At 42.9% G+C, this 20402-nt stretch carries 18 protein-coding genes; 10 read left to right on the forward strand and 8 right to left on the reverse strand.

All coding sequences use genetic code 11. The annotated features are described in order from the left end of the window. Positions 1-57: 57 nt before the first annotated feature. Positions 58-186, forward strand: a complete 129-nt coding sequence (locus tag CXM95_RS19105; protein ID WP_005236316.1) for a hypothetical protein — start codon at positions 58-60, stop codon at positions 184-186. Positions 187-263: 77 nt separating this feature from the next. Here CXM95_RS19105 and spxB read toward each other — a convergent pair whose 3' ends face one another. The 3 genes from spxB to CXM95_RS07710 form a co-directional block, all read right to left on the reverse strand. Next, complete coding sequence (spxB, locus tag CXM95_RS07695; RefSeq protein ID WP_101698962.1) at positions 264-1997, reverse strand: pyruvate oxidase; 1734 nt, start codon at positions 1995-1997, stop codon at positions 264-266. 127 nt (positions 1998-2124) lie between these two features. Then, positions 2125-2817, reverse strand: coding sequence for an N-acetylmannosamine-6-phosphate 2-epimerase (locus CXM95_RS07700; RefSeq protein ID WP_008381380.1), 693 nt, complete (start codon positions 2815-2817; stop codon positions 2125-2127). Positions 2818-2992: 175 nt separating this feature from the next. Next, positions 2993-3478, reverse strand: coding sequence for a MerR family transcriptional regulator (locus CXM95_RS07710; protein WP_005236312.1), 486 nt, complete (start codon positions 3476-3478; stop codon positions 2993-2995). A gap of 137 nt (positions 3479-3615) precedes the next feature. Here CXM95_RS07710 and CXM95_RS07715 point away from each other — a divergent pair, with 137 nt between their 5' ends. Continuing rightward, entirely contained in the window at positions 3616-5094 is a 1479-nt protein-coding gene (locus tag CXM95_RS07715; protein WP_005236311.1) for an MDR family MFS transporter, read from the forward strand. Next, positions 5091-5798 carry a DUF4811 domain-containing protein gene (locus tag CXM95_RS07720; RefSeq protein ID WP_101698964.1) on the forward strand — a complete coding sequence of 236 codons (708 nt, stop codon included), beginning with the start codon at positions 5091-5093 and terminating at the stop codon, positions 5796-5798. Before CXM95_RS07715 ends, CXM95_RS07720 begins: the two co-directional genes overlap by 4 nt. 154 nt (positions 5799-5952) lie before the next feature. Here CXM95_RS07720 and CXM95_RS07725 read toward each other — a convergent pair whose 3' ends face one another. From CXM95_RS07725 to CXM95_RS07735, 3 genes are read right to left on the reverse strand one after another with little or no spacing between them, the layout of a single operon-like run. Then, complete coding sequence (locus CXM95_RS07725; protein ID WP_101698965.1) at positions 5953-7107, reverse strand: pyridoxal phosphate-dependent aminotransferase; 1155 nt, start codon at positions 7105-7107, stop codon at positions 5953-5955. A 17-nt stretch (positions 7108-7124) separates the two neighbouring features. After that, positions 7125-7847, reverse strand: a complete 723-nt coding sequence (locus CXM95_RS07730) for an amino acid ABC transporter ATP-binding protein (RefSeq protein ID WP_005230134.1) — start codon at positions 7845-7847, stop codon at positions 7125-7127. Beyond that, positions 7840-9321 carry an ABC transporter substrate-binding protein/permease gene (locus CXM95_RS07735; protein WP_101698966.1) on the reverse strand — a complete coding sequence of 494 codons (1482 nt, stop codon included), beginning with the start codon at positions 9319-9321 and terminating at the stop codon, positions 7840-7842. The genes CXM95_RS07730 and CXM95_RS07735 overlap by 8 nt, the downstream gene beginning before the upstream one ends. Before the next feature lie 393 nt (positions 9322-9714). Between CXM95_RS07735 and CXM95_RS07740 the strand changes: the two genes are divergently transcribed. From CXM95_RS07740 to CXM95_RS07760, 5 genes are all read left to right on the forward strand, one after another. Beyond that, positions 9715-10377 (forward strand): 2,3-bisphosphoglycerate-dependent phosphoglycerate mutase, encoded by a 663-nt coding sequence (locus CXM95_RS07740; protein WP_008381373.1) that lies wholly within the window; start codon positions 9715-9717, stop codon positions 10375-10377. 103 nt (positions 10378-10480) lie between these two features. Continuing rightward, entirely contained in the window at positions 10481-10747 is a 267-nt protein-coding gene (locus CXM95_RS07745) for an ACT domain-containing protein (protein WP_005236306.1), read from the forward strand. Positions 10748-10755: 8 nt separating this feature from the next. Beyond that, the gene (locus CXM95_RS07750) at positions 10756-12105 is read left to right on the forward strand and encodes a PFL family protein (protein ID WP_086299497.1); all 1350 of its coding nucleotides are present in this window, start codon (positions 10756-10758) and stop codon (positions 12103-12105) included. A 140-nt stretch (positions 12106-12245) separates the two neighbouring features. Continuing rightward, positions 12246-13838, forward strand: coding sequence for a TPM domain-containing protein (locus CXM95_RS07755; protein ID WP_101698967.1), 1593 nt, complete (start codon positions 12246-12248; stop codon positions 13836-13838). Between the two features lie 229 nt (positions 13839-14067). After that, positions 14068-14685, forward strand: a complete 618-nt coding sequence (locus CXM95_RS07760; RefSeq protein WP_016613374.1) for an HAD-IA family hydrolase — start codon at positions 14068-14070, stop codon at positions 14683-14685. A gap of 72 nt (positions 14686-14757) precedes the next feature. Here CXM95_RS07760 and CXM95_RS07770 read toward each other — a convergent pair whose 3' ends face one another. Both CXM95_RS07770 and CXM95_RS07775 read right to left on the reverse strand, forming a co-directional pair. Further along, the gene (locus CXM95_RS07770) at positions 14758-16200 is read right to left on the reverse strand and encodes a HAMP domain-containing sensor histidine kinase (protein ID WP_101698968.1); all 1443 of its coding nucleotides are present in this window, start codon (positions 16198-16200) and stop codon (positions 14758-14760) included. Beyond that, entirely contained in the window at positions 16190-16858 is a 669-nt protein-coding gene (locus CXM95_RS07775) for a response regulator transcription factor (RefSeq protein WP_005236299.1), read from the reverse strand. Before CXM95_RS07775 ends, CXM95_RS07770 begins: the two co-directional genes overlap by 11 nt. 170 nt (positions 16859-17028) lie before the next feature. Between CXM95_RS07775 and CXM95_RS07780 the strand changes: the two genes are divergently transcribed. Together CXM95_RS07780 and CXM95_RS07785 are read left to right on the forward strand one after the other, a co-directional pair. Continuing rightward, positions 17029-18828 (forward strand): penicillin-binding transpeptidase domain-containing protein, encoded by a 1800-nt coding sequence (locus CXM95_RS07780; protein WP_086299495.1) that lies wholly within the window; start codon positions 17029-17031, stop codon positions 18826-18828. A gap of 196 nt (positions 18829-19024) precedes the next feature. Then, entirely contained in the window at positions 19025-20065 is a 1041-nt protein-coding gene (locus CXM95_RS07785; RefSeq protein ID WP_087664190.1) for a CAP domain-containing protein, read from the forward strand. Positions 20066-20402 lie beyond the last annotated feature (337 nt).

Here is a 20402-nt window from a genome sequence, read left to right on the forward strand (position 1 = left end):
CAGGAACACTTCTTTTCAACCGACAGATCGTATTGCTAAGAAATAGAGGTGGAATCGATGGATCAAAAAGAAAAAATGTTAGAACTAATCAAGAAAAAACAAGGCGGCGGCCGTTCAAAAAAGATGGAATCCCCAAAAAATGATCGGAAAAACATGCGTAAAGGCCCGAAAATTTATAATAAGTAAGGCGATGGATTATTAACACGAAATGAGCGATTAAAAAAAGAGAGAAGGACAGGGTTGCTGTCTTTCTCTCTTTTTTTTTATTCCTCAGAATTCACGTACAACTCACTCAAAGCTGGCAGATCATGGACTTGGTATTTTGCTTTAAACGCTGCGATTTCTTCAGCACTGAAGCGTTTAGGATCCAGTTTCAATTCTTCGACGGGAAGAGGTCGTTCGTTAGCGATCTTGACATCGATCACGACGGGGCCGTGGCTTTCTTTAGCTTGTGTAAAGACGGATGCTAATTCTTCTGCCTTCGTTACCGTGAAGCCTTTCGCACCTAATGCTTCCCCAACTTTACCAAAATCAGCACCGGCTAGTTGCACACCGAACTTGGTTTGCTCGGTATCTTCTTGCTCCGCTTCGATGAAGCCGAATGAGTCATTGGAAAAGACCACGTTGATGATTGGCAAATCATATTTCACTTGAGTAAGGATGTCTTGCATTTGCATCGCAAAACCGCCATCCCCACTAAAGGTAAATACTTGGCGATTCGGATAGCTCAATTGAGCGGCGATCCCACCAGGTACACCATTGCCCATTGTCGCAAACCAGCCAGACGTTGTGAAACGCTGTTCACCCGTCATTTCTAAATGACGGATACTGTGGATCGTCACATTACCAACATCTGTGACAAACAGGGCATCAGGAGCTGCGATACGGTTGATTTCTCGATAGACAGGTTCAGGACGCAAGGGCTCTTGCGCATCATGGTCAAAACTATGGCGCCATGCATGCCAATTCCGAGCGTTTTCTTGATTGGCTTTTATCCAGGCATCTGCAGGACGAGGGGCTGCCATCTCTGTCCATTTTCTAAGAGCGGTCGCACCATCTCCTAAAACGGAGACATCCGTCTGATGACGACGACCAAATTTCGAGGCGTCGATATCAACTTGGACAAAGTTGGCATCAGGATTGAAAAAGCGGCGGCCAAAAGGGAAGTCACTGCCGACAAAAACGATGAGATCAGCTTCTGCCAAAGCTTCATTGGCTGGTTTTGTCGCAACCCGTCCGGCAAATCCAAGAAAGTTTTCATAAAGATCAGGCACGATGCCTTTGGCTAAGACAGAAGCCGCTACAGGCATTGAGAAATGCTTCGAGAAAGCATCGATGGCATCAAAATGACCAAAGAGACCTTGTCCGATATAAAGGACAGGTTTTTTTGCTTGTTCAAAATAAGAAAGGGCAGCTCGTAAATCGTCTTCATCCGGCTGGAGAACACCCGTCTTATGATTTTTGGCGGTTGCAATCTCGTGTTCGTCGATTTCTGCAAACCCGTAATCGACCGGGATCGTTACTACAGCAACGCCTTTAAATTTATAGGCGGCTTTAATGGCTTCATCCACCACGTGGGGCAAACTTTCAGGAGACATGACCGTGCGATTGTAAATACTGACATCTGCGAACATCGGATTTTCATTCATTTCTTGAAAATCATTGTAGTTCATCGAACTTGAAGCCACTTGTCCTAATAAGGCAACGACAGGCACATTATCCATTTGGGCATCATATAAGCCATTGATCAAGTGGGTGGCACCTGGACCAGCAGAACCGAAAACCGCACCGACTTTTCCCGTTAGTTTGGCATCAGCCGCCGCTGCCAGCGCACCCGCTTCTTCATGACGTACTTGAACATATTTGACCGATTGCCGTTCATGGTACAAAGCATCCATCGTTGAGTTGAAAGATCCACCGGGGATTCCATAGATATGGTCGATGCCCCACGCTTCAAAAATCTTGATCATTGCTGTACCAGCATTGATTTTTGTCATTTTCTTCACTCGCTTTCTCTGTTGTCATTCGTTCTCTTTTAAGTATAAACGTTTCTCAAAAAGACAACAAAGAATGCGCCTTCTGTCACAAGGCGCATAGAAAGACTTATTTTAGGAAATGAACGACTCAGTTGCGAAGCTCTTGCACGAATCGACTGGCGATCTCTTTTGGTCGGGTGATGGCACCACCAACCACGATACCGGTCACACCCATATCCTGAATTTTTTTTGCTTGTTCCGGGGTGTGGATCTTGCCTTCGGCTATTACCGGAACCTTCGCCGCAACCAATTGCTGGATCAACTGATAGTCCGGTTCGTCATTGGTAGGACTGTTCGCCGTGTAGCCGGACAAAGTTGTACCAACAAAATCGACACCCGCTTCAAAGGCATTGATGCCTTCCTCATAGGTGGCGATATCTGCCATGAGTAGTTGATGGGGATAAAGAGTTTTGATTTGCTTGATAAAGGCATTGACTGTCAAGCCATCATGACGTTTGCGCAAGGTGCAGTCCAAGGCGATCACCGCAATATGTAAAGCTGCTAATTCGTGTACCTCTTTGATGGTTGCTGTGATAAATGGTTCTTCCGGTGGATAGTCTTTTTTGATGATTCCGATGATCGGCAAATCAACAGCGGCTTGGATCTCGCGAATATCGCGAACGGAATTGGCACGGATGCCAACAGCACCAGCTTCTTGAGCTGCTTTTGCCAATAGGGGCATGACACCGCCGTTTTCGGTATATAGGGGTTCTCCAGGCAATGCTTGACAAGAAACGATCACTCCGTCCTTGATTTGTTGGATAAAAACTTCTTTTTCCATGTATATGACACTTCCCATTCTTGTAAAGGTTCGTTTCTCCCTTCGACTATATCATGAGGCTTTTTCCTTGTAAATGAAACGACACCTTCTTTAAGAGGAAAGCGAACACCAAAAAAGAAGCAAGCACCGTCATCAAGGGTGCTTGCTTCATTAGGAGGTGAGGATAGGGAATCCTTTATTCCGCTTGTTTTGACGTGCATTGCTTGAACTTCTCAAAATCGATCGTTTGATTAGCAGACAGCACTTCGTATTGCAATCGTTCTGTTTCTTCATCGTGAATGATATGGAGGATTTTTCCGTCTTCGTCTACTGGTCCCAGACTGATGATCGTAAACCGTTCATTGATGACTTCTAAATTCTGTAAAACCCCAGAAAACACTTTGCGAATATGATGGGCGGTCTTGATTTTTTTGTCTGCTTTTTCAACAGCCTTGGCTAACGTAAAGCCTTCATCTAAAAACGTTTTGATCATTTCCACTTTGACGACCGTGGGCAGTCGGTATTTTCGTGGGGCATTTTCTTCTTGTGGGACCGATTGAATAAATCCTTTTTGTTCCCAATAACGCAATTGGCGAGGGGAGATATCACACATTTGGCTAAGTTCGCTGATGCCGACCAACAAGTTTTCATTATCAACGAGTTTTCGAAAAAGATGAGACATACGGACTCCATTCTTGTAAAGGTATTTGTTAACATTGTAACTTGTTTTACTTTTATGTCAAGTAGGTTGACAAATGTTAGGGAAAGATTTAAAGTAAAGAAGGTTTTATGAAAAATATACTGAAAAGAGTGTGAAATATGTCAACGAGTCGTCCTTTAGATATCTACGGCAAACCTTACAATCGTTCCTTACTGGTTATGGTTTTGCTGATCGGTACGTTTTGTACTGTTTTGAACCAAACATTGTTAACAACGGCTTTTCCAACCTTGATGGATGCCTTTGACATCTCTGCATCTGATGTCCAATGGCTAACCACCGGTTTCTTGCTGGTCAATGGGATCATGATCCCGATCACCGCATGGCTGATCAACAAGTTCAGCTCAAGAAATCTTTACTTAACGGCAATGAGCATCTTCCTGGCTGGAACGATCGCTTGTTTTGCAGCACCGAACTTTTCTACATTATTGATTGGCCGCTTAGTGCAAGCTGCTGGTGTAGGGATCTCCATGCCGCTTTTGCAAAATATCATGTTGTCGATCTTCCCACCAGAAAAACGCGGTTCAGCTATGGGCATGTCTGGAATCGTTATTGGGTTGGCACCAGCCTTAGGCCCAACGTTATCTGGTTGGATCATTGATCATTATGACTGGCGTTATTTGTTCGGAATGGTCATTCCGATCGTCGTTTTAGTCTTAGTCTTAGCGCTCTTTCTAATGAAGAGTGTGATTGAATTGTCGCATCCGAAAATCGATCTGTTCTCAGCGATTTTATCAACGCTTGGTTTTGGTACATTGCTCTATGGCTTTTCAAGTGTCGGTGACAAAGGGTGGGGCAGTATTGAAGTAATCGGTTTTCTAGCAGCCGGTGTCTTTTTCATTGCTTTCTTTGCATGGCGTCAATTGCACATCGAGCATCCTTTCTTAGAGTTGCGCGTGTTCAAATCAACAACCTTTACCTTGGCATCGATCCTTTCCGGGGTCACGAATATGGCGATGATCGGTGCTGAAATGGTTCTCCCATTGTATATCCAAAACATTCGTGGTGAATCAGCGTTCCATTCAGGATTGATGTTATTACCAGGTGCGTTGATCATGGGAATCATGATGCCGATCACTGGTGCGATCTTTGATAAGTATGGTGCAAAACGTTTAGCTATCACCGGGATGTTTATCTTGACCGCCGCAACCTTACCATTTGCTTTCTTAACAAAAGATACACCGATTTTGCATATCATCATTCTTTATGGGATTCGGATGTTCGGGATCTCAATGGTGATGATGCCAGTAACGACTTCAGGAATGAATGCATTGCCTGGTAATCTGATCAGTCACGGTACCGCAGTAAACAATACGTTCCGTCAAGTAGCCAGCTCAATTGGTACGGCTATCTTGATCAGTGTCTTGACAAACGTCACCAAAGGCAACTTGCCAAGTGATTCTTTGCTGGATGCAACACCTTTGGCATACAAAGAACAAGCAATCGAAGCGACTTTATCTGGCTACCATGCCGCTTTTTATGTGGCAGCGGTCTTTAGTTTCTTAGGTTTCTTGATCGCCTTCTCCTTAAAGAAAAAAGAACCACGATTGACGGTTCTTGAAGGAGGTGCGGACAAATGATCTTGCTTTTGATCGTTCTTAGCGTGTTAGGGTTTGCGGTACTGAATGTTTTTGCCAAAAACAAGCGGCAAACAGGTTTATCATTGGTCTTAGGTCTAGTCTTCGTAGCAAGTGTCGCCGCATTGATGGCCAATTTGACTTACCATTTTGGAATGGAAAAAGAAACGACTGCTAAAACAACAGCACTGGTTTCTAGTGCCGATAACGAGAATTTTGATTTACTATTGTATCAGCCATTAGGAGATGGTACGGAAAAAATCTACCTGTATAAAACGGATGCTGATCAAGAGGAACCAAAACAAACCGGTACTGATAAAGTGACCAATGTCGTGGAAACAGGGGCTGATTCAGCTCAATTAGAAACAAAAACGACGCGCTGGGTTTATAAAAGTGACCTATCACGCTTCTTGTTCGGAATCGCTGATAACGATGGCCAATATGTCAGCCGTACCAATACGTTCTCATTACCAGATTCATGGGAAGTCTTGAGTGTGGATCAAGCAAAAAAACTGGCTTCTTTAGCGAAAGAACAAGCGGACACCATGAAAACACAAGGACAAGCGTATGTCCAAGAAAAAATGCAAGCTGCATTAATGGCTGATCCAACTATGGACGAGGCAGCCCAAAAAGCAAAAATCGCTGAATTGACAGAAGCTTATCAAAAAGAAGCGATGGCAAAACTGCTTGAAGAAGCAAAAAAGTAAAAACGAGTAGATAGTCATGGGATGGAAGAATCAAATCGGATTCTTCTGTCCCTTTTTCTACATGAAACTTGTGATTTAGCGAAACAGCTGCTAAATGTTGGTCGTGTCCATCAACAATAAAAATCCCACACACTAGTAGTGAGTGGGATTTTCTTTATTCAAATGAGCACGCGGCAATTCGGTCGAAAGCTTCTTTTAACAAGTTCAACGATTGGGTGGCAGCTAAGCGAACATAGCCATCACCGGTCGTTTCTCCAAAGGCTTTCCCAGGGATCATCAGCACACTGGTTTCCTTTAATAATTTCTCTACAAAGCTGACAGAGTCCAACCCTGTTTGTTCAATGTTGATGAAGGCATACATGCTTCCTTTGACAGGGGATAAGGAAAGGAATGGGATCTCAGCAACCCGTTGTTCAATGTAAGTCAGTCGTTCCTTAAAGACAGCAACCACTTGCGGCACGAGGGTATCATAGTGATTCAATGCGTAAATACCTGCCCGTTGTGAAGGGGTTGGTGCCGAATAGGCGATCGCCTCATTGATCAGTTTTGCCGTAAGATTGATCGATTCAAGTGCGATCATGTAGCCGATCCGCCAGCCAGTCATGGCAAAGGCTTTTGAGAAACTGCTGAATGTGATGGTGTTCTCAGGTGCGAAGGCTGCCATCGGTACAAAGGTATCATCAAAGCAAAAGGCTTCATAGACTTCATCCGAGAGGACCAGCAAGTCATGGTCAATGGCAACTGCTGCGATTTTTTCAAAAGTTTCTGGAGAAAAAACAGCACCAGTAGGATTGTTTGGTGAATTGATGATGATCGCCCGAGTTTTCTCAGTGATGGCGGATTTTAAGACCTCGACATCGATTTGAAAGCCATCTTTTTCAAAGGTCGGGATAAAGACCGGCACACCACCGACTAGTTCGACTTGTTGTTTATAAGGTGAAAAGTATGGTTCATGAATAATCACTTCATCACCAGGATCAATGATGGCAGCCAAAGCTAAGTACATGCCATGCAATGCACCGACAGTTCCTCGTACTTGGCTAGGAGAAAAAGTAAGCTGGTATTGCTTTTGATAAAAATCAACGACAGTTTGGATAAAATCAGCACTACCGTCTGAAGCGGTGTATTTTGTATGACCCGCTTTGACGTCAGCAAAAGCTGCTTCAATGATCGTCGCATCTGTAATCAAATCAGGATCACCAATCGACAAATCAATCAAATTTGGGGTTTTCTTCGCAAGAGTGGCGATCTCCATTAAAAGATTTTCTTCTGGTTGTAAAAAACGTTCTGCAATCAACGGACGGTTCATTTTGTCATCTCCAATTTCTATAAAACTTTGCTTAAAAAATCCTGTGTCCGCGCATTTTGCGGATGCTCAAAGATTTGTTCGGGTGTTCCTTGTTCTTGAATGATACCGTCAGCCATAAAGATGACACGATCGGCAACTTCTTTAGCGAAGCCCATTTCGTGGGTAACGACCACCATCGTCATGCCTTTTTCTGCTAAAGCTTGCATGACCGTCAACACTTCTCCGACCATTTCTGGGTCCAAAGCCGATGTTGGTTCGTCAAAGAGCATTACATCAGGATCCATTGCCAACGCTCTAGCAATAGCGACCCGTTGCTGCTGCCCGCCAGAAAGGCTAGAGGGGTAACTATCCGCTTTTTCAGCTAAGCCAACTTGCTCCAGCAATCCTTTCGCTGTCTCTTCGGCAGCGGCTTGCTCTTGCTGTTTGACTTTGATCGGGCTGATAGTCAGATTTTCTAACACCGTTTTATGAGGGAATAGATTGAAGCTTTGAAAAACCATTCCCATTTTTTGACGAATCTGATCGATTTTCACACCTTTTGCCAATAAATCATTGCCTTCGAAGGTGATTTTCCCGCCGGTCGGCTGTTCAAGAAGGTTCAAGCAGCGTAAGAAAGTACTTTTTCCACTTCCTGATGGTCCGATGATCACAACGACTTCACCAGGTGTCACTTCAAGATCGATTTCTTTTAAGACGGTATTCTCGCCAAATGTTTTCACTAATTTTTCAACTTTAATCACTAGTTTTCATTCTCCTTTCAGCAACACCCAAGAGACGTGAGAGGGCGAAGGTCAATACAAAGTAGATCAATGATACGATAACGTATGGTAAAAACGGTTTGAAGCTGGCCCCTTGAACGACGCCTGTTTGGAAAATCAGTTCAGACACACCGATCACCGATACGACCGAAGACTCTTTAATGACCGTGACAAATTCATTTCCTAGAGCAGGCAAGATGTTTTTGATGGCTTGCGGGAAAATGATGAAGCGCATCGCTTGGATCTGATTCATTCCTAATGAACGAGCGGCTTCCAGCTGTCCTTTGTTGACGGCATTGATCCCGGCACGAATGATTTCTGCCACATAGGCGGCACTGTTTAGTGCTAAGGCAATACAGCCGGCAGCTAATTTCGAAAGCTCTAAGCCTAACACGCCTGTTCCAAAGTATACAATAAATATTTGTACTAACAAAGGTGTTCCTCGAACATATTCAATATAGACAGCGGCAATGACTTTCAGTGCTTTTGATTTAGAAAGCTTCATAAAGGCTAACAAACTGCCACCGATAGAGCCGAATAATACCCCAACCAAGGCTAGGAAGATGGTATAGCCAGTTCCGGTGATGTAAAAAGGCAGATATTTTTCCCAAAAGCTTTGCTCTTCATCGATCGTGCCATCTTCGGTAAACATCAATCGATAGGCATCTTCTTTGTATTGGCTTAAAAGATCATTACTAATAATGGTTTCAATGGAGGAATTGAGTTTTTCCAGTAAAACTGGCGCTTCTTTCGAGATGGCGATCGCGGTCTCCTTCACGCCGTTTTCAAACGTGACATTTTCGGCTAATGCCAAGGTATCATTCGCCATCACATAAGCTTCGGCGACGGGACCTTCCATCACGATCGCATCGATCTTGCGTGATTTTAGATTGGTGATCAAATCAGGCACCCTTTGCAAAGAGGTGACGGTCGAGCCAGTCAATTCTGTATTTGCCAGCTCTTCTTGGGTGGTTTGTCGTTGTGCACCGACAGCTACACCATCAAAATCAGCCGTCGATTGGAAACGATCCGCATCTTCTGCTCGAACCAGGACGGTCTGTTGGACTTCCATATAGGTGTCAGTGAAATTGACTTCTTTGCGGCGCTCATCCGTAGCAGCCATCCCAGAGATGACGACATCAATTTTGCCTGTTTTTAACGCCCCTAACAACGCATCAAACCCAAGTTCCTCGATTTTCAGATCGACCCCTAAGTCATCTGCAATCTTTTGGGCAATGGAAATATCGATTCCCACGATTTCATTTTTTCCGTCAACATTGGCACGGAATTCATAAGGTGCATAATCGGCAGATAAACCCACGACTAATACACCATTTTCTTTGACTTTTTCATAGATTGGATCAGTTTCTTCTGCATGTGCTTGTCCGACAAAGAAAAACGGCAGCAATGCTGTGATGATCCCTAATAAAACAGTACCCTTACTAAACCTTTTCATGTAAACGCCCCTTTAACTTTTTCTGCGCATCTATTAAAAATGCAAATAATAACTAATAAATGTATAAAAATACATATAAGTGATAGAAACTATCATAGCATAACATCAGTTGAAGTCAATAAGTCAGAGAAAAAAAGTCAAAAAATGTTGTAGAGCGTAAAACCATTTATTCAATTTTTTTGCAATCCAACCAAGAGCAATGTGAAGAAGGCACAGCGTCTTTTTTCTAAACATATATATTCGATCTTTCACTTTGAAAATAACCGATAATAAAGAAATGTGACCACACTGAATGAACAAATGGAAAATGGTCTCAGAAGAAGCCAAAAAAAACGAAACATAAGACATTTTTTTGATTTCTTGCGATAATAAAAGTGAAGAGGAGGCGGTAGGATGAAGGTCGTATTGATTCGACACGGAGAAAGTGAAGCAAATTTCGAAAATTATTGGACAGGATGGCTGGATGTTTCGCTGACCGAGAAAGGCCGGCAACAAGCATGGGTAGCAGGGGAACAGATCAAAGCAATGGGGATTACTTTTGATTTTGCCTTTGCATCTGTGCTTCAACGAACGATCATCACGTGTGATGCCGTTTTGGAAGCTAGCAATCAGCTTTGGGTCCCTGTACACAAAACATGGCGCTTAAACGAGCGTCATTATGGGCAACTGGTTGGGGTCAATAAAGATGTGATGGTGGCACAATATGGAAAAGAACAGGTGCAAAAATGGCGTCGAGGATATGATGAACCGCCTTTATATGTGGAGGAAAATGATTTCGATCGACGCTACGATTCTTTGGATCCTCGCTTGATTCCTAAGGGAGAAAATCTGGGAATGGTCGTGGCCCGAGTGGTTCCATTTTGGCAAGATCAGGTGGTTCCGTTACTTAAAGATCATAAGAATATTCTCATTACTGGTCATGGGAACAGTTTGCGGGCGTTAGTCAAATACTTGGAGGACGTGCCCAAAGATGACATGGATACGATCGATATTCCTAACGCACAGCCGATCATTTATGAGTTTGATAGCCAAGCAAACTTGATTGAACGGGCGTAATAACGAACATTTAAAGAATAAACCACATTTTCGTTTGATGTTACATCGAAAATGTGGTTTTGTTGTGCTATAATAAGAAAAATTTAATGAAAGGCGGGAGAATATGAAAGCCGTATTAACCGTTATTGGAAAAGACAAGGTTGGGATCATCGCTGGTGTCAGCCAGAAATTAGCAGAATTAGAAATCAATATTTTAGATGTGTCCCAAACGATCATGGAAGATTACTTCACGATGATGATGCTTTTAAACATGGATGCCAATCAGGATTTTGACGGTGTTCGTGAGGAGCTTCACCAAATAGGTCAGGCATTAGGTGTGAAAATCAGCATTCAAAATCAAGAGATTTTTGATACCATGCATAAATTATAGGAGGCACTATGGAGACGAATCAAATACTTGAAACCATTCGTATGGTGGAAGAAGAAAACTTAGATATTCGTACGATCACGATGGGGATTTCATTATTGGATTGTATCGACGCCGATATTGATCGTACCTGTGAGAAAATTTTTCAAAAAATCACGACAAAAGCCAAAGACCTCGTCAAAGTTGGTGAAGAAATCGAAAGTGAGTATGGTATTCCGATCATAAACAAGCGGATTTCGGTTACGCCTGTAGCGATCGTAGTAGCAGCTTGCCAGCCGACACCTCGAGACTGTATCAAAGTTGCGAAGACATTGGATCGAGCGGCGCAAGAAGTCGGGGTCAATTTCATCGGCGGCTATAGTGCGCTAGTAGAAAAAGGCTATCAAGGCGGTGACCTTGCATTGATCGAATCGATTCCAGAAGCCTTGGCACAAACCAATTTTGTCTGTTCGTCGGTCAATATTGGATCAACGAAAGCTGGGATCAACATGGATGCAGTGCGTCTGATGGGAGAAACAGTCAAGAAGACTGCCGAAGCATCAGATATGGGCTGTGCGAAGCTGGTCGTTTTTGCCAATGCTGTGGAAGACAATCCCTTTATGGCGGGGGCTTTTCATGGGGTCGGTGAAGCTGATGTGGAAATTAACGTCGGTGTCAGCGGACCTGGTGTCGTCAAACGTGCCTTGGAAAAAGTCAAAGGCGAGTCCTTTGATGTCGTGGCGGAAACAGTCAAAAAAACAGCTTTCAAGATCACGCGGATGGGGCAATTAGTCGGGCGCGTGGCTTCAGAGCGCTTGGGCGTTCCATTTGGGATCGTCGATCTTTCGCTGGCACCAACTCCTGCAGTCGGCGATAGTGTGGCATTGATTTTAGAAGAAATGGGCTTAGAATCTGTCGGTACCCACGGAACGACAGCTGCTTTGGCCTTGTTAAATGATGCAGTCAAAAAAGGCGGCGTAATGGCCTGCAACCATGTTGGTGGTCTGTCGGGTGCTTTTATCCCCGTTTCTGAAGATGCAGGAATGATCAAAGCAGTAGAAGCTGGTTTATTGAATTTAGAAAAACTTGAAGCCATGACGGCGATCTGCTCTGTCGGTTTAGATATGATTGCGATTCCGGGAGATACTTCGGCTGAGACGATCGCCGCAATGATCGCGGATGAAGCAGCGATCGGTGTCATCAACCACAAGACGACAGCTGTCCGAATCATTCCAGCGAAAGGCAAAGAAATCGGCGATCGCATCGAGTTTGGTGGTTTATTAGGGACAGCGCCAGTGATGAAAACCAATCCTGCGAAGTCTACTGATTTCATTTTGCGTGGCGGCCGTATTCCCGCACCGATCCATTCATTTAAAAACTAGCTCGTGTTCATTTTGTAAGAAAATATGATAAAGTGACCTTTAAAAGACTAATCAGAATGCTGTCTTTTAAAGGTTTTTTGGTCCTGTTACTATTTTTTTCATTCCTAAGGCGGATGTTTTTTTGTTTGGAATCGAATACAATGAAAGATAACACGATAAAAAGGGGTGGTAAAATGAAGAAAATCTTCCAACTTGGGATGTTGGTTTTTGTTGGTTTGATGGGATTTTTTGTCCTTCAACCATCAATTGCCTTTGGACAGACATTTGTTCGCGATGATGCCGGGGTCCTTTCACAAGAGACGATCGAACAGATCGATGCCTTGAATAAAGAGGGGTTCCAATCATTGACTGGCGCGCCAGAATATGCTGTGATCACGATCCCTTCCTTAGATGGGCAATCGATTGAAGAGCGTAATTTGGAACTGTTCAATGAATATGGTTTAGGGAATCCAGAGGACAATAATGGACTATTGTTTCTCTTTGCCATTGATGATCGTGAGTTTCGTCTGGGTTATGGCGATGGACTATCCTATGTCTTCAGTGAGCTATCGGAAGATGATTTAGTGGATGAAGATGCCAAAGACGCATTACGAGATGAAGATTATGATACAGCGATATTGGCAGCTTCTAATGAAGTCTATCAGCGAATGAAAGAAGCGGATGAAACGATTGGATTAGGGACGATTTATCAAGATGGCAATCAAATGTTAGCAGAAAAACAGGCACAAGAAGCAGAAGCCACTAAGCAAATGTGGTTCACTATTGGAAAAATCGTCAGTGGTGTCGTAGCGGCAGCAGCTGCAAGCCTTGTCGGGTTCATCAGTTTTCGCCATCTTAAAACCAAACGGCGATTTGAAGAGCACCTGCCGTTGCCGAAACATCTGTTAGAAGATAGTCACTTCCAACAGAAAGATTTCTTGAAATGGGCTAGCAATAGAAAGAACTATCAGCGTTACCATCAGTATCAGACAGCAAAAGATTGTCAACAAGCATTTACGCAGTATGTGACGAGTACTTACGTGCCAGCGAAATTGAGCTCGATCACCGGATTGTCGACTGCGGATAAACGAGTTATCCAACATGCCTTGACGAATCCAGCAATTGGATCTTATTTTTCAAACTTGCTGATGAAGAAAAAAACCACGGTCAAACATTTCGGTCAGGTGATCCTTACACAACATGACACCTTAAAAACCTATGAAGCCCAATTAGGCAGGGAAGTGACTGAACGGATGGCAGACTACGATTTGACTGATGCGGTGTTACCCGAAAATCTGCCTTTAGCAGATGCTTATCGAGCAGAAATAGCCAAGCAAGCTAAAGAAGAGATCAGAAGACGCAATGAGCAAGGGCGATACTTAGCTCAACTTGTGACGGAAAAAGCGACCTATCCTGAGATGGTACAAGCCATTCCGAAAGAAGTTTCTAATGTTCTAGCGGAAGTGAAAACAGATGCCTTGTTCCAAGTTGACTTGAAACAGGTTTATCAAAATCACCCAGATTTAGCAAACAAATTATCCTCATTTGATGCTTCTGATCGAGCAGCAGTTTTAAATAATGCTCGCCAAGAGTATGACCCGCATGGGATGAATATGGCGTTGTTCTTTGTGATGATGAATAATCACGTGTCCCATCAAGAACAAGTCATTGCCGATACACAAAGTTCTTCGAATGATTTTGGCGGTTTTAGCGGAGGAAGTAGCAGCGGTGGCGGTGTTTCTGGTAGCTGGTAATTATTTCAAATGCTTTTTTAGTAAAGATGAACGTTCATTAACCTGTAACATATTCCTTTGTATTTTGGTTTGTGCAAATGGAATTGTTACAAGGTTAATGGCTTTTTTCTTGTGGAGGAAATCCCTTGATAAATAAGACAAACCAAACAAAGTGTGGTAAACTTTTTAGAGTTACAGAAAATGAATGGAACTTTCATTCATTTGAAAAAGGGAGAAAACGAGGGATATCATGTACCAATCTTACATATGGGATTTTGACGGAACACTTTACGACAGCTACCCAATCATGTTAAAAGCTTTTATTAAGACATTGAAGGAGTATGGCTTCGATCCAGATCCAGCAGAGATTTATTATATATTGAAAGATTCATCTTCCAAAAAAGTTGCTGAAAAATACAACTTAGATTTTCAAGAGTTCACTAAAGCATTCAAAGCAAATGAAGCGCTGGATGATCGTTTGCCGCTTTCCTTTGTAGGAACCAAAGAAACATTAGAAGCCGTGGTTGCTGCTGGTGGCAAGAACTACATTTTGACCCACCGCGATGTCGTTTCAACAAAAGAGCTGTTAGAAAAAGAACAGATGGCAGACCTGATCGTTGAGATCGTAGGACCGGAAAACAACTTTCCCCGTAAACCTGATCCAACTTCATTGATTTATCTTGTCGAAAAATATCATTTAGACAAAGATCAGACCGTCATGATCGGCGATCGTACGATGGATGTTTTTGCAGGACAAGGAGCAGGTGTCAAGACGATATTTTATGATATAGAAGGTCTCTTAAAAGATGTATCCGCCGACCATACCGTCCAATCCATGGCTGAAATACAAGAAATCATTAAGTCTTGAGAAATCAAGGCTTTTTTTGTGCAAAGAAAGTAAGACATTCATTACTTATGATGAACGGTATAAACGTGGTTCTCATTGGTCTTCTAGTCTCGGCACAACAAACCAAAAAGAAGTCACGCCATTTTTCGACTCAGCGCCATAATCGAAGGCGTGAGAAGTCAAAATGGTTTTCACGATCGCTAAGCCGATGCCGGTTCCTTCTTTATGTCCTGCTTGATGTTGGACGCGTTGGTATCTTTCCCAAATGAGTTCGAGTTGTTCTGGAGGGATATCTTTTCCGGGATTGATGACAGCAACTTTTGTTCTTGTAGATGTATTCGTTAATTTGATCAAAAGACGCTCGTTTTTAGGTGTATGGTTGATGCCATTGTTTATTAAATTACGCAAAACCTGTTCCATTTTGATGCGATCAAAAAGAGCAATTCCATTCTTACTATCTGCTTCAAAATCGACAGTGATGTCATATTGATTGGCGATCCCTCTTGCGTAGGCAACGACGGAGGAAACCACCTCGTATGTATTCCAGATTTCATTTTTAAGTTGTGTGTAGCCTGCTTGCATGATAGAGAAATCCATGATGTCATCAACCATGGCACTCATACGGTGGGCTTCGCTGATAATTAGTTCCATATGTTCTTTTCGAAGGCGTTCGTCACTTCCAGAAACATCACGTACCATCTCCCCATAACCCGTGATCAACGCGAGGGGGGATCGTAGTTCATGAGAAACATTGGCAATCACTTCTTTTCGCAACACGTCTACTCGCTGAAGTTCTGTGCTTAAGTCCGCAACAGATTCAGAAAGTGTACCTAATTCATCGCCACGGTTTAGTTTGGGTACGGAATAAAGCTCTCCGTTGGTTAAGCGGATGATGGCTTCTTTGATGGTTTTGATCGGGCGAATAAAATGCTGTGCTAAAAAAAAGGAGATCGTTGATGCAAAAATTGTTAATATGATGGTGAATAGAAAGAGTTGCTGTCGATTCATGCTTTGAAGCGCTTCGATTTGAGTGATCGTATTGGAGAGCAAAAGGGCAGCTGGGCGTTGGAAAAGAGTCGTAGGAACGCCAATAAGAATGGCAGAAGACTTTTCAAAGTCTTCTACAGCACTAAGGCTCTCACCGTTAAGGACAGTGGGTGCATGAGATAACAACCAGCTGTATTCGTTGCTCAACCCATCTATGTTTAATTGTTGTCCATTGTTAAATGCCGCCAGAATTTCGCCATACTCGTCGACTAAAAAAAGAGTCCCAACGATCGTTTTACTGAGGAAAAGCAATGGATCTTCTGGTAAATCATCTGGATCTACTGCCATTTCTTCAACAGCGGCAGCTGTTTCTTGAACTATTTCTAAAAGTGATTCTTTTGTTACATTGATATAATTTGGTTCAAAGAGCAAAATTTGAACAGTCCATAAAAAAGCAATGCCAATGACGACCAGCAGCATATTGGCGGACCAAAGCCGCACGAGTAATTTACTTTTGATGTAAGTAAAACCTAACCGACTAGTCTTCATAATCAAATTTATACCCAACGCCCCAAACCGTTTGGATCAACTCTCGGTAATCCCCTAGACGCTCTCGCAAGGACTTGATGTGTGTATCCACTGTTCTGGTATCACCGAAATAATCGAAGCCCCAGACACCTTCTAAAATTGATTCTCGGCTCAAAGCAATATGATTATTTTTTGTCAAATAGACCAGCAGATCGAATTCTTTTGGCGTAAGCGGCAGAGGATTCCCTTTGATCGTTACAGTATGAGAAAAAACATTGACTTCGAGATCGCCATAAACGATCTTTTCGAACTGAAATTGACTACTTCGTTTCAGCACAGCTTTGATGCGAGCCATCAGCTCTTTAGGGCTAAATGGCTTGGCGATGTAATCATCGGCACCAAGATTGAAGCCAAAGAGTTTGTCATACTCTTCCTTTCGAGCGGTAATCATGATGACTGGCGTGTTACAGCTACCTCTGATTTCCGAAAGCGTCTGAAAGCCATCTTTTCCCGGCATCATGACATCTAGGAGAATCAAATCGAATGAATGATTGGTTAATTTTTCCAAAGTTTCTTTTCCATCTGATGCTTCAAAACATAGATACCCTTCGATCTCCGCATAAGTTTTCACTAGGGCACGCATATGAGTGTCATCATCGACAATCAATATTTTTTGCAATTTTATTCACATCCTTAAAAATAATTTATATTTTTTAAAGTATATCACAGCATAATCGCTGAATTAATAAGAAAATGACTCTTTGAAAAATAATTGTTCTTTCCCTCACAAGATCATCACAAATACCCAATACTATAGAGGTATATTCGATCGAAAGGGGCGCTTTGGCGATGTATGACTATCATATAGTCAAAAAGAAAAAAGCGAAGAAAAATCGTAAGCTAGTCGGTCATTGGTTATACATAATCAGTCTTGCGCTTTTTATGGGGTTTTCTGCACGTTTGATTTACATTGTTCAAGTCGGCGTGATTGCTGGCGTCTCTTTGTCTGAAAGAATAGAAAATTTGTATTATAGTTCACGATCCATCGAAACAAGTCGAGGGGCAATTTTTGATCGGCAGGGGACAGTGATCGCACAGGATATTCTTTCCTATACTGTTCGAGCGGTTCTTTCTGAAGATTACATTGATAATGGACGACCCATGTATTTAGACAGAGCGCGCTTTGAGGAGACCGCAACGATTCTTTCGGAGTATTTACCTATTTCTAACGAGCAAGTTTTGTCTATCTTGACAGACGGTGCGAATCAAATAGACCCGCCTGTCTTTCAAGTGGAATTTGGCAATGTTGGCAGTGGTCTAAGTGTGACCACTCGAAATCAAATCGAAGCGGCGTTTGATGCAGCTGGAATCAATGGTATCTATTTCGATGCTCGTTCAAGTCGCAGCTATCCGAATGGCATCTTTTCTTCACATTTGATAGGGACAACGTCAGATGATGATGAAATTCGAGTCGGAGTTTCTGGATTAGAATATGTACTGAACGACTTTTTGAAGAATCAAAATGGGCGAGAGTCTTTTCAAGTCAATGCTTCAGGGAATCCTGTTCCTGCAACCAATCAAATGGTAGAAGAAGGCGTAGATGGGAACGATGTTTGGACGACATTAGATGCTCATCTGCAGTTATTCACTGAATCAGTGATGGATGAAGTTATGGAACAAACACGACCAGAGAATCTGACGGCTTTATTAATGGATGCGAAAACTGGAGAGATTTTAACGATGGCTCAAAGACCTAGTTTTCATCCAGAGACCCAAGAAGGAATTGCGGATGAGCACTTTATTTGGCGTAATCTTTTTACGGAAGAGATGTATGAACCAGGTTCGACCTTGAAGCTGGCAACCGTTGCGGCAGCGATTGATGAAGGTGTTTTTGATCCGACGGAACGCTACAATCCTGTGAGTATGCAGATTGAAGATCGAATCATCAACGACCACGACTCAGGAGCAAATGGTGAGTTGACGATGCGACAAGCGTTAGCTTGGTCAAGCAACACTGGGATGGTTCGACTTCAGCAACGGATCGGTTTTGATGCATGGGCGCAGTATTTAACTGATTTTGGACTAGGGAAAGTTACAGGAAGTGAGCTTCCCGGTGAGGTGCCTGGTATCTTACCTTCAAGAAATCGGGTGGATTATGCCATGAGTTCTTATGGCCATGCGATTGGGGTCAATCAGATGCAGATGATGCAGTTATTTAGCGCATTTGCCAATGGTGGCGAGATGATTCGTCCGCAATTGATTCGGCAAGTGGGAGAAGAGACCCAAGTTTTTCCAGAAGTCGTTTCTCAGCCTATTTCACAAACAGCGGCTGATGCTGTATTGGAATACATGACCGATGTAGTGACGGATGAACGCTATGGAACCGCTTATGATGTATACCAACTGACGAACCATGAGATTTCTGTCAAAACTGGGACTGCTCAGATCGCCAATGAGAATGGTCAAGGTTACATGACAGGAGAGTTTGATTATATTTATTCGGCGGTCTCGATCTATCCAACGGATGATCCACAGTTTATTCTTTACCTCACTATCAAGCGACCAGAAGAATACGATCGTCATACCTTAGCTAAAATTGCCAATCCTTTGATGGAGCGTTCGATGGCGCTGCAAAGTTTTCGTGAGTAAAAAAGTTTCTTAACAGGAGCTTAAAAAGACATAGACCATCTAAGAAGTTTCATGCTGCAGCTGGTCAATTTTCCACAGGAATGATAGTCTTTAGAAAAGGCAGGACGGTTTATCAGCGATCCAATCTAGGGATGAATGAGTGGATAAACGATCGCGCTACAGCTAACACATAATGATTCATTGACGGAGGTGTCATATGAAAAAAATAAAATTCTTAATCAAAAGCATTTTTCTCATCGGGCTTCTTTATTTTGTAAGCCAGATGATTACATGGCAAGACGGGCGCTTGGCATTTTGGGATGCTCGACTCAACGAGATCACTCAATCTCTCTCGTCCCAATTTTCTCCTTCACAAGACACTTCAGCCAGGCCATCGGCAGAAACACCTGCCCAGACATATTTATATAATGAATCACGACAAGTGATCGAAGAAACCTTTGGAGAAGCGATCAATGAATCAGCGAATCGATATGGACTGAACTGGACTTCCTATCACGATGATTTTCGTAACTTCATGATGGTGATGTACGATGAACATGATATTGCGCAAGGGATCTATACGAATCAAGACACGATTCTTATCGATGACACGCTAGGTATCGGGTCTTCAAAAGCCAGCGTTCGTAATCAGATGGGTACGCGCCAAGAAAGTCTACAACGAGGATCAAGACGGTATCGCATCGATTCCGATGCCGACTATGATCTGTTCCTACAAGACGATCAATTGATTACTTTTTTCTATGATGTTCATGCCGAAGATACAGTGACTGCGATTCAAATCATCAATCGCTCGTTAGAAACACGCCATGCGAATGATTTTCGCCAAAATCAAGCCGCCATTTTAAGCGGCTTACGAACACAGTTATTTGAATTAACGAATGCCACCCGAGTGAAATTTGGTTTGTCGCCCCTTGGATTCAGTGAAGCAACCAGTGAGACTGCCGTGAAGCATAGCCAAGACATGGCAGAACATCGATATTTTGACCATATTGGGTTAGATGGATCGACTCCATTTGATCGGATGCAAGAAGACGGGATCAGCTTCACTGCTGCAGGGGAGAATTTGGCATTTGGCCAAGCCAGCAGTATTTACGCCCATCAAGGTTTAATGAATTCAGAGGGACATCGGGCAACGATTCTAAACGATGAGTATCAATTTCTCGGGATCGGTATTGCGATCGATACCAGCGAACAGCCATATTATACAACGTTGTATCACCGAGGATCGGCGTCGTGAATTCCTGAATTGCTTGAAACTGATTAGTTAAAAAACACTGCTCATTTGAGATTGTTGCGTTAGCAGCATCAAGCTCAATCTTTACTTCATACGTCGTATGGACAATACGATTTGCTGACACAATCCCATAAATCAAGTAGCTTATGATTAAAACGATCGACCCTATACCAATCAGCAGCTTTCCTTTTTCAGAAATGTTGATCGTTCCTATATTCCCAGATATCCGAATGAGACTGTCAATGACGAAAAAAATTAGTGATGAGTCACAAATTAGTCCGAGCCAGTACATACCGAAAGTACCAAAGAGACCCCAATTCACTTTTTCGATTAAAAAAGC

The organism is Enterococcus sp. CR-Ec1 (assembly GCF_002850555.1).
Taxonomy (GTDB): domain Bacteria; phylum Bacillota; class Bacilli; order Lactobacillales; family Enterococcaceae; genus Enterococcus_D; species Enterococcus_D entomosocium.

Bases quoted from the DNA above. Each gene is read 5' to 3' on its own strand.
- CXM95_RS07750 (WP_086299497.1), top strand. From the start codon at position 10,756: ATGGAGACGAATCAAATACTTGAAACCATTCGTATGGTGGAAGAAGAA.
- CXM95_RS07715 (WP_005236311.1), top strand. From the start codon at position 3,616: ATGTCAACGAGTCGTCCTTTAGATATCTACGGCAAACCTTACAATCGT.
- CXM95_RS07760 (WP_016613374.1), top strand. From the start codon at position 14,068: ATGTACCAATCTTACATATGGGATTTTGACGGAACACTTTACGACAGC.
- CXM95_RS07740 (WP_008381373.1), top strand. From the start codon at position 9,715: ATGAAGGTCGTATTGATTCGACACGGAGAAAGTGAAGCAAATTTCGAA.
- CXM95_RS07745 (WP_005236306.1), top strand. From the start codon at position 10,481: ATGAAAGCCGTATTAACCGTTATTGGAAAAGACAAGGTTGGGATCATC.
- CXM95_RS07755 (WP_101698967.1), top strand. From the start codon at position 12,246: ATGAAAGATAACACGATAAAAAGGGGTGGTAAAATGAAGAAAATCTTC.
- CXM95_RS07735 (WP_101698966.1), bottom strand. From the start codon at position 9,321: ATGAAAAGGTTTAGTAAGGGTACTGTTTTATTAGGGATCATCACAGCA.
- CXM95_RS07700 (WP_008381380.1), bottom strand. From the start codon at position 2,817: ATGGAAAAAGAAGTTTTTATCCAACAAATCAAGGACGGAGTGATCGTT.
- CXM95_RS19105 (WP_005236316.1), top strand. From the start codon at position 58: ATGGATCAAAAAGAAAAAATGTTAGAACTAATCAAGAAAAAACAAGGC.
- CXM95_RS07770 (WP_101698968.1), bottom strand. From the start codon at position 16,200: ATGAAGACTAGTCGGTTAGGTTTTACTTACATCAAAAGTAAATTACTC.
- CXM95_RS07720 (WP_101698964.1), top strand. From the start codon at position 5,091: ATGATCTTGCTTTTGATCGTTCTTAGCGTGTTAGGGTTTGCGGTACTG.
- CXM95_RS07725 (WP_101698965.1), bottom strand. From the start codon at position 7,107: ATGAACCGTCCGTTGATTGCAGAACGTTTTTTACAACCAGAAGAAAAT.
- CXM95_RS07785 (WP_087664190.1), top strand. From the start codon at position 19,025: ATGAAAAAAATAAAATTCTTAATCAAAAGCATTTTTCTCATCGGGCTT.
- spxB (WP_101698962.1), bottom strand. From the start codon at position 1,997: ATGACAAAAATCAATGCTGGTACAGCAATGATCAAGATTTTTGAAGCG.
- CXM95_RS07710 (WP_005236312.1), bottom strand. From the start codon at position 3,478: ATGTCTCATCTTTTTCGAAAACTCGTTGATAATGAAAACTTGTTGGTC.
- CXM95_RS07780 (WP_086299495.1), top strand. From the start codon at position 17,029: ATGTATGACTATCATATAGTCAAAAAGAAAAAAGCGAAGAAAAATCGT.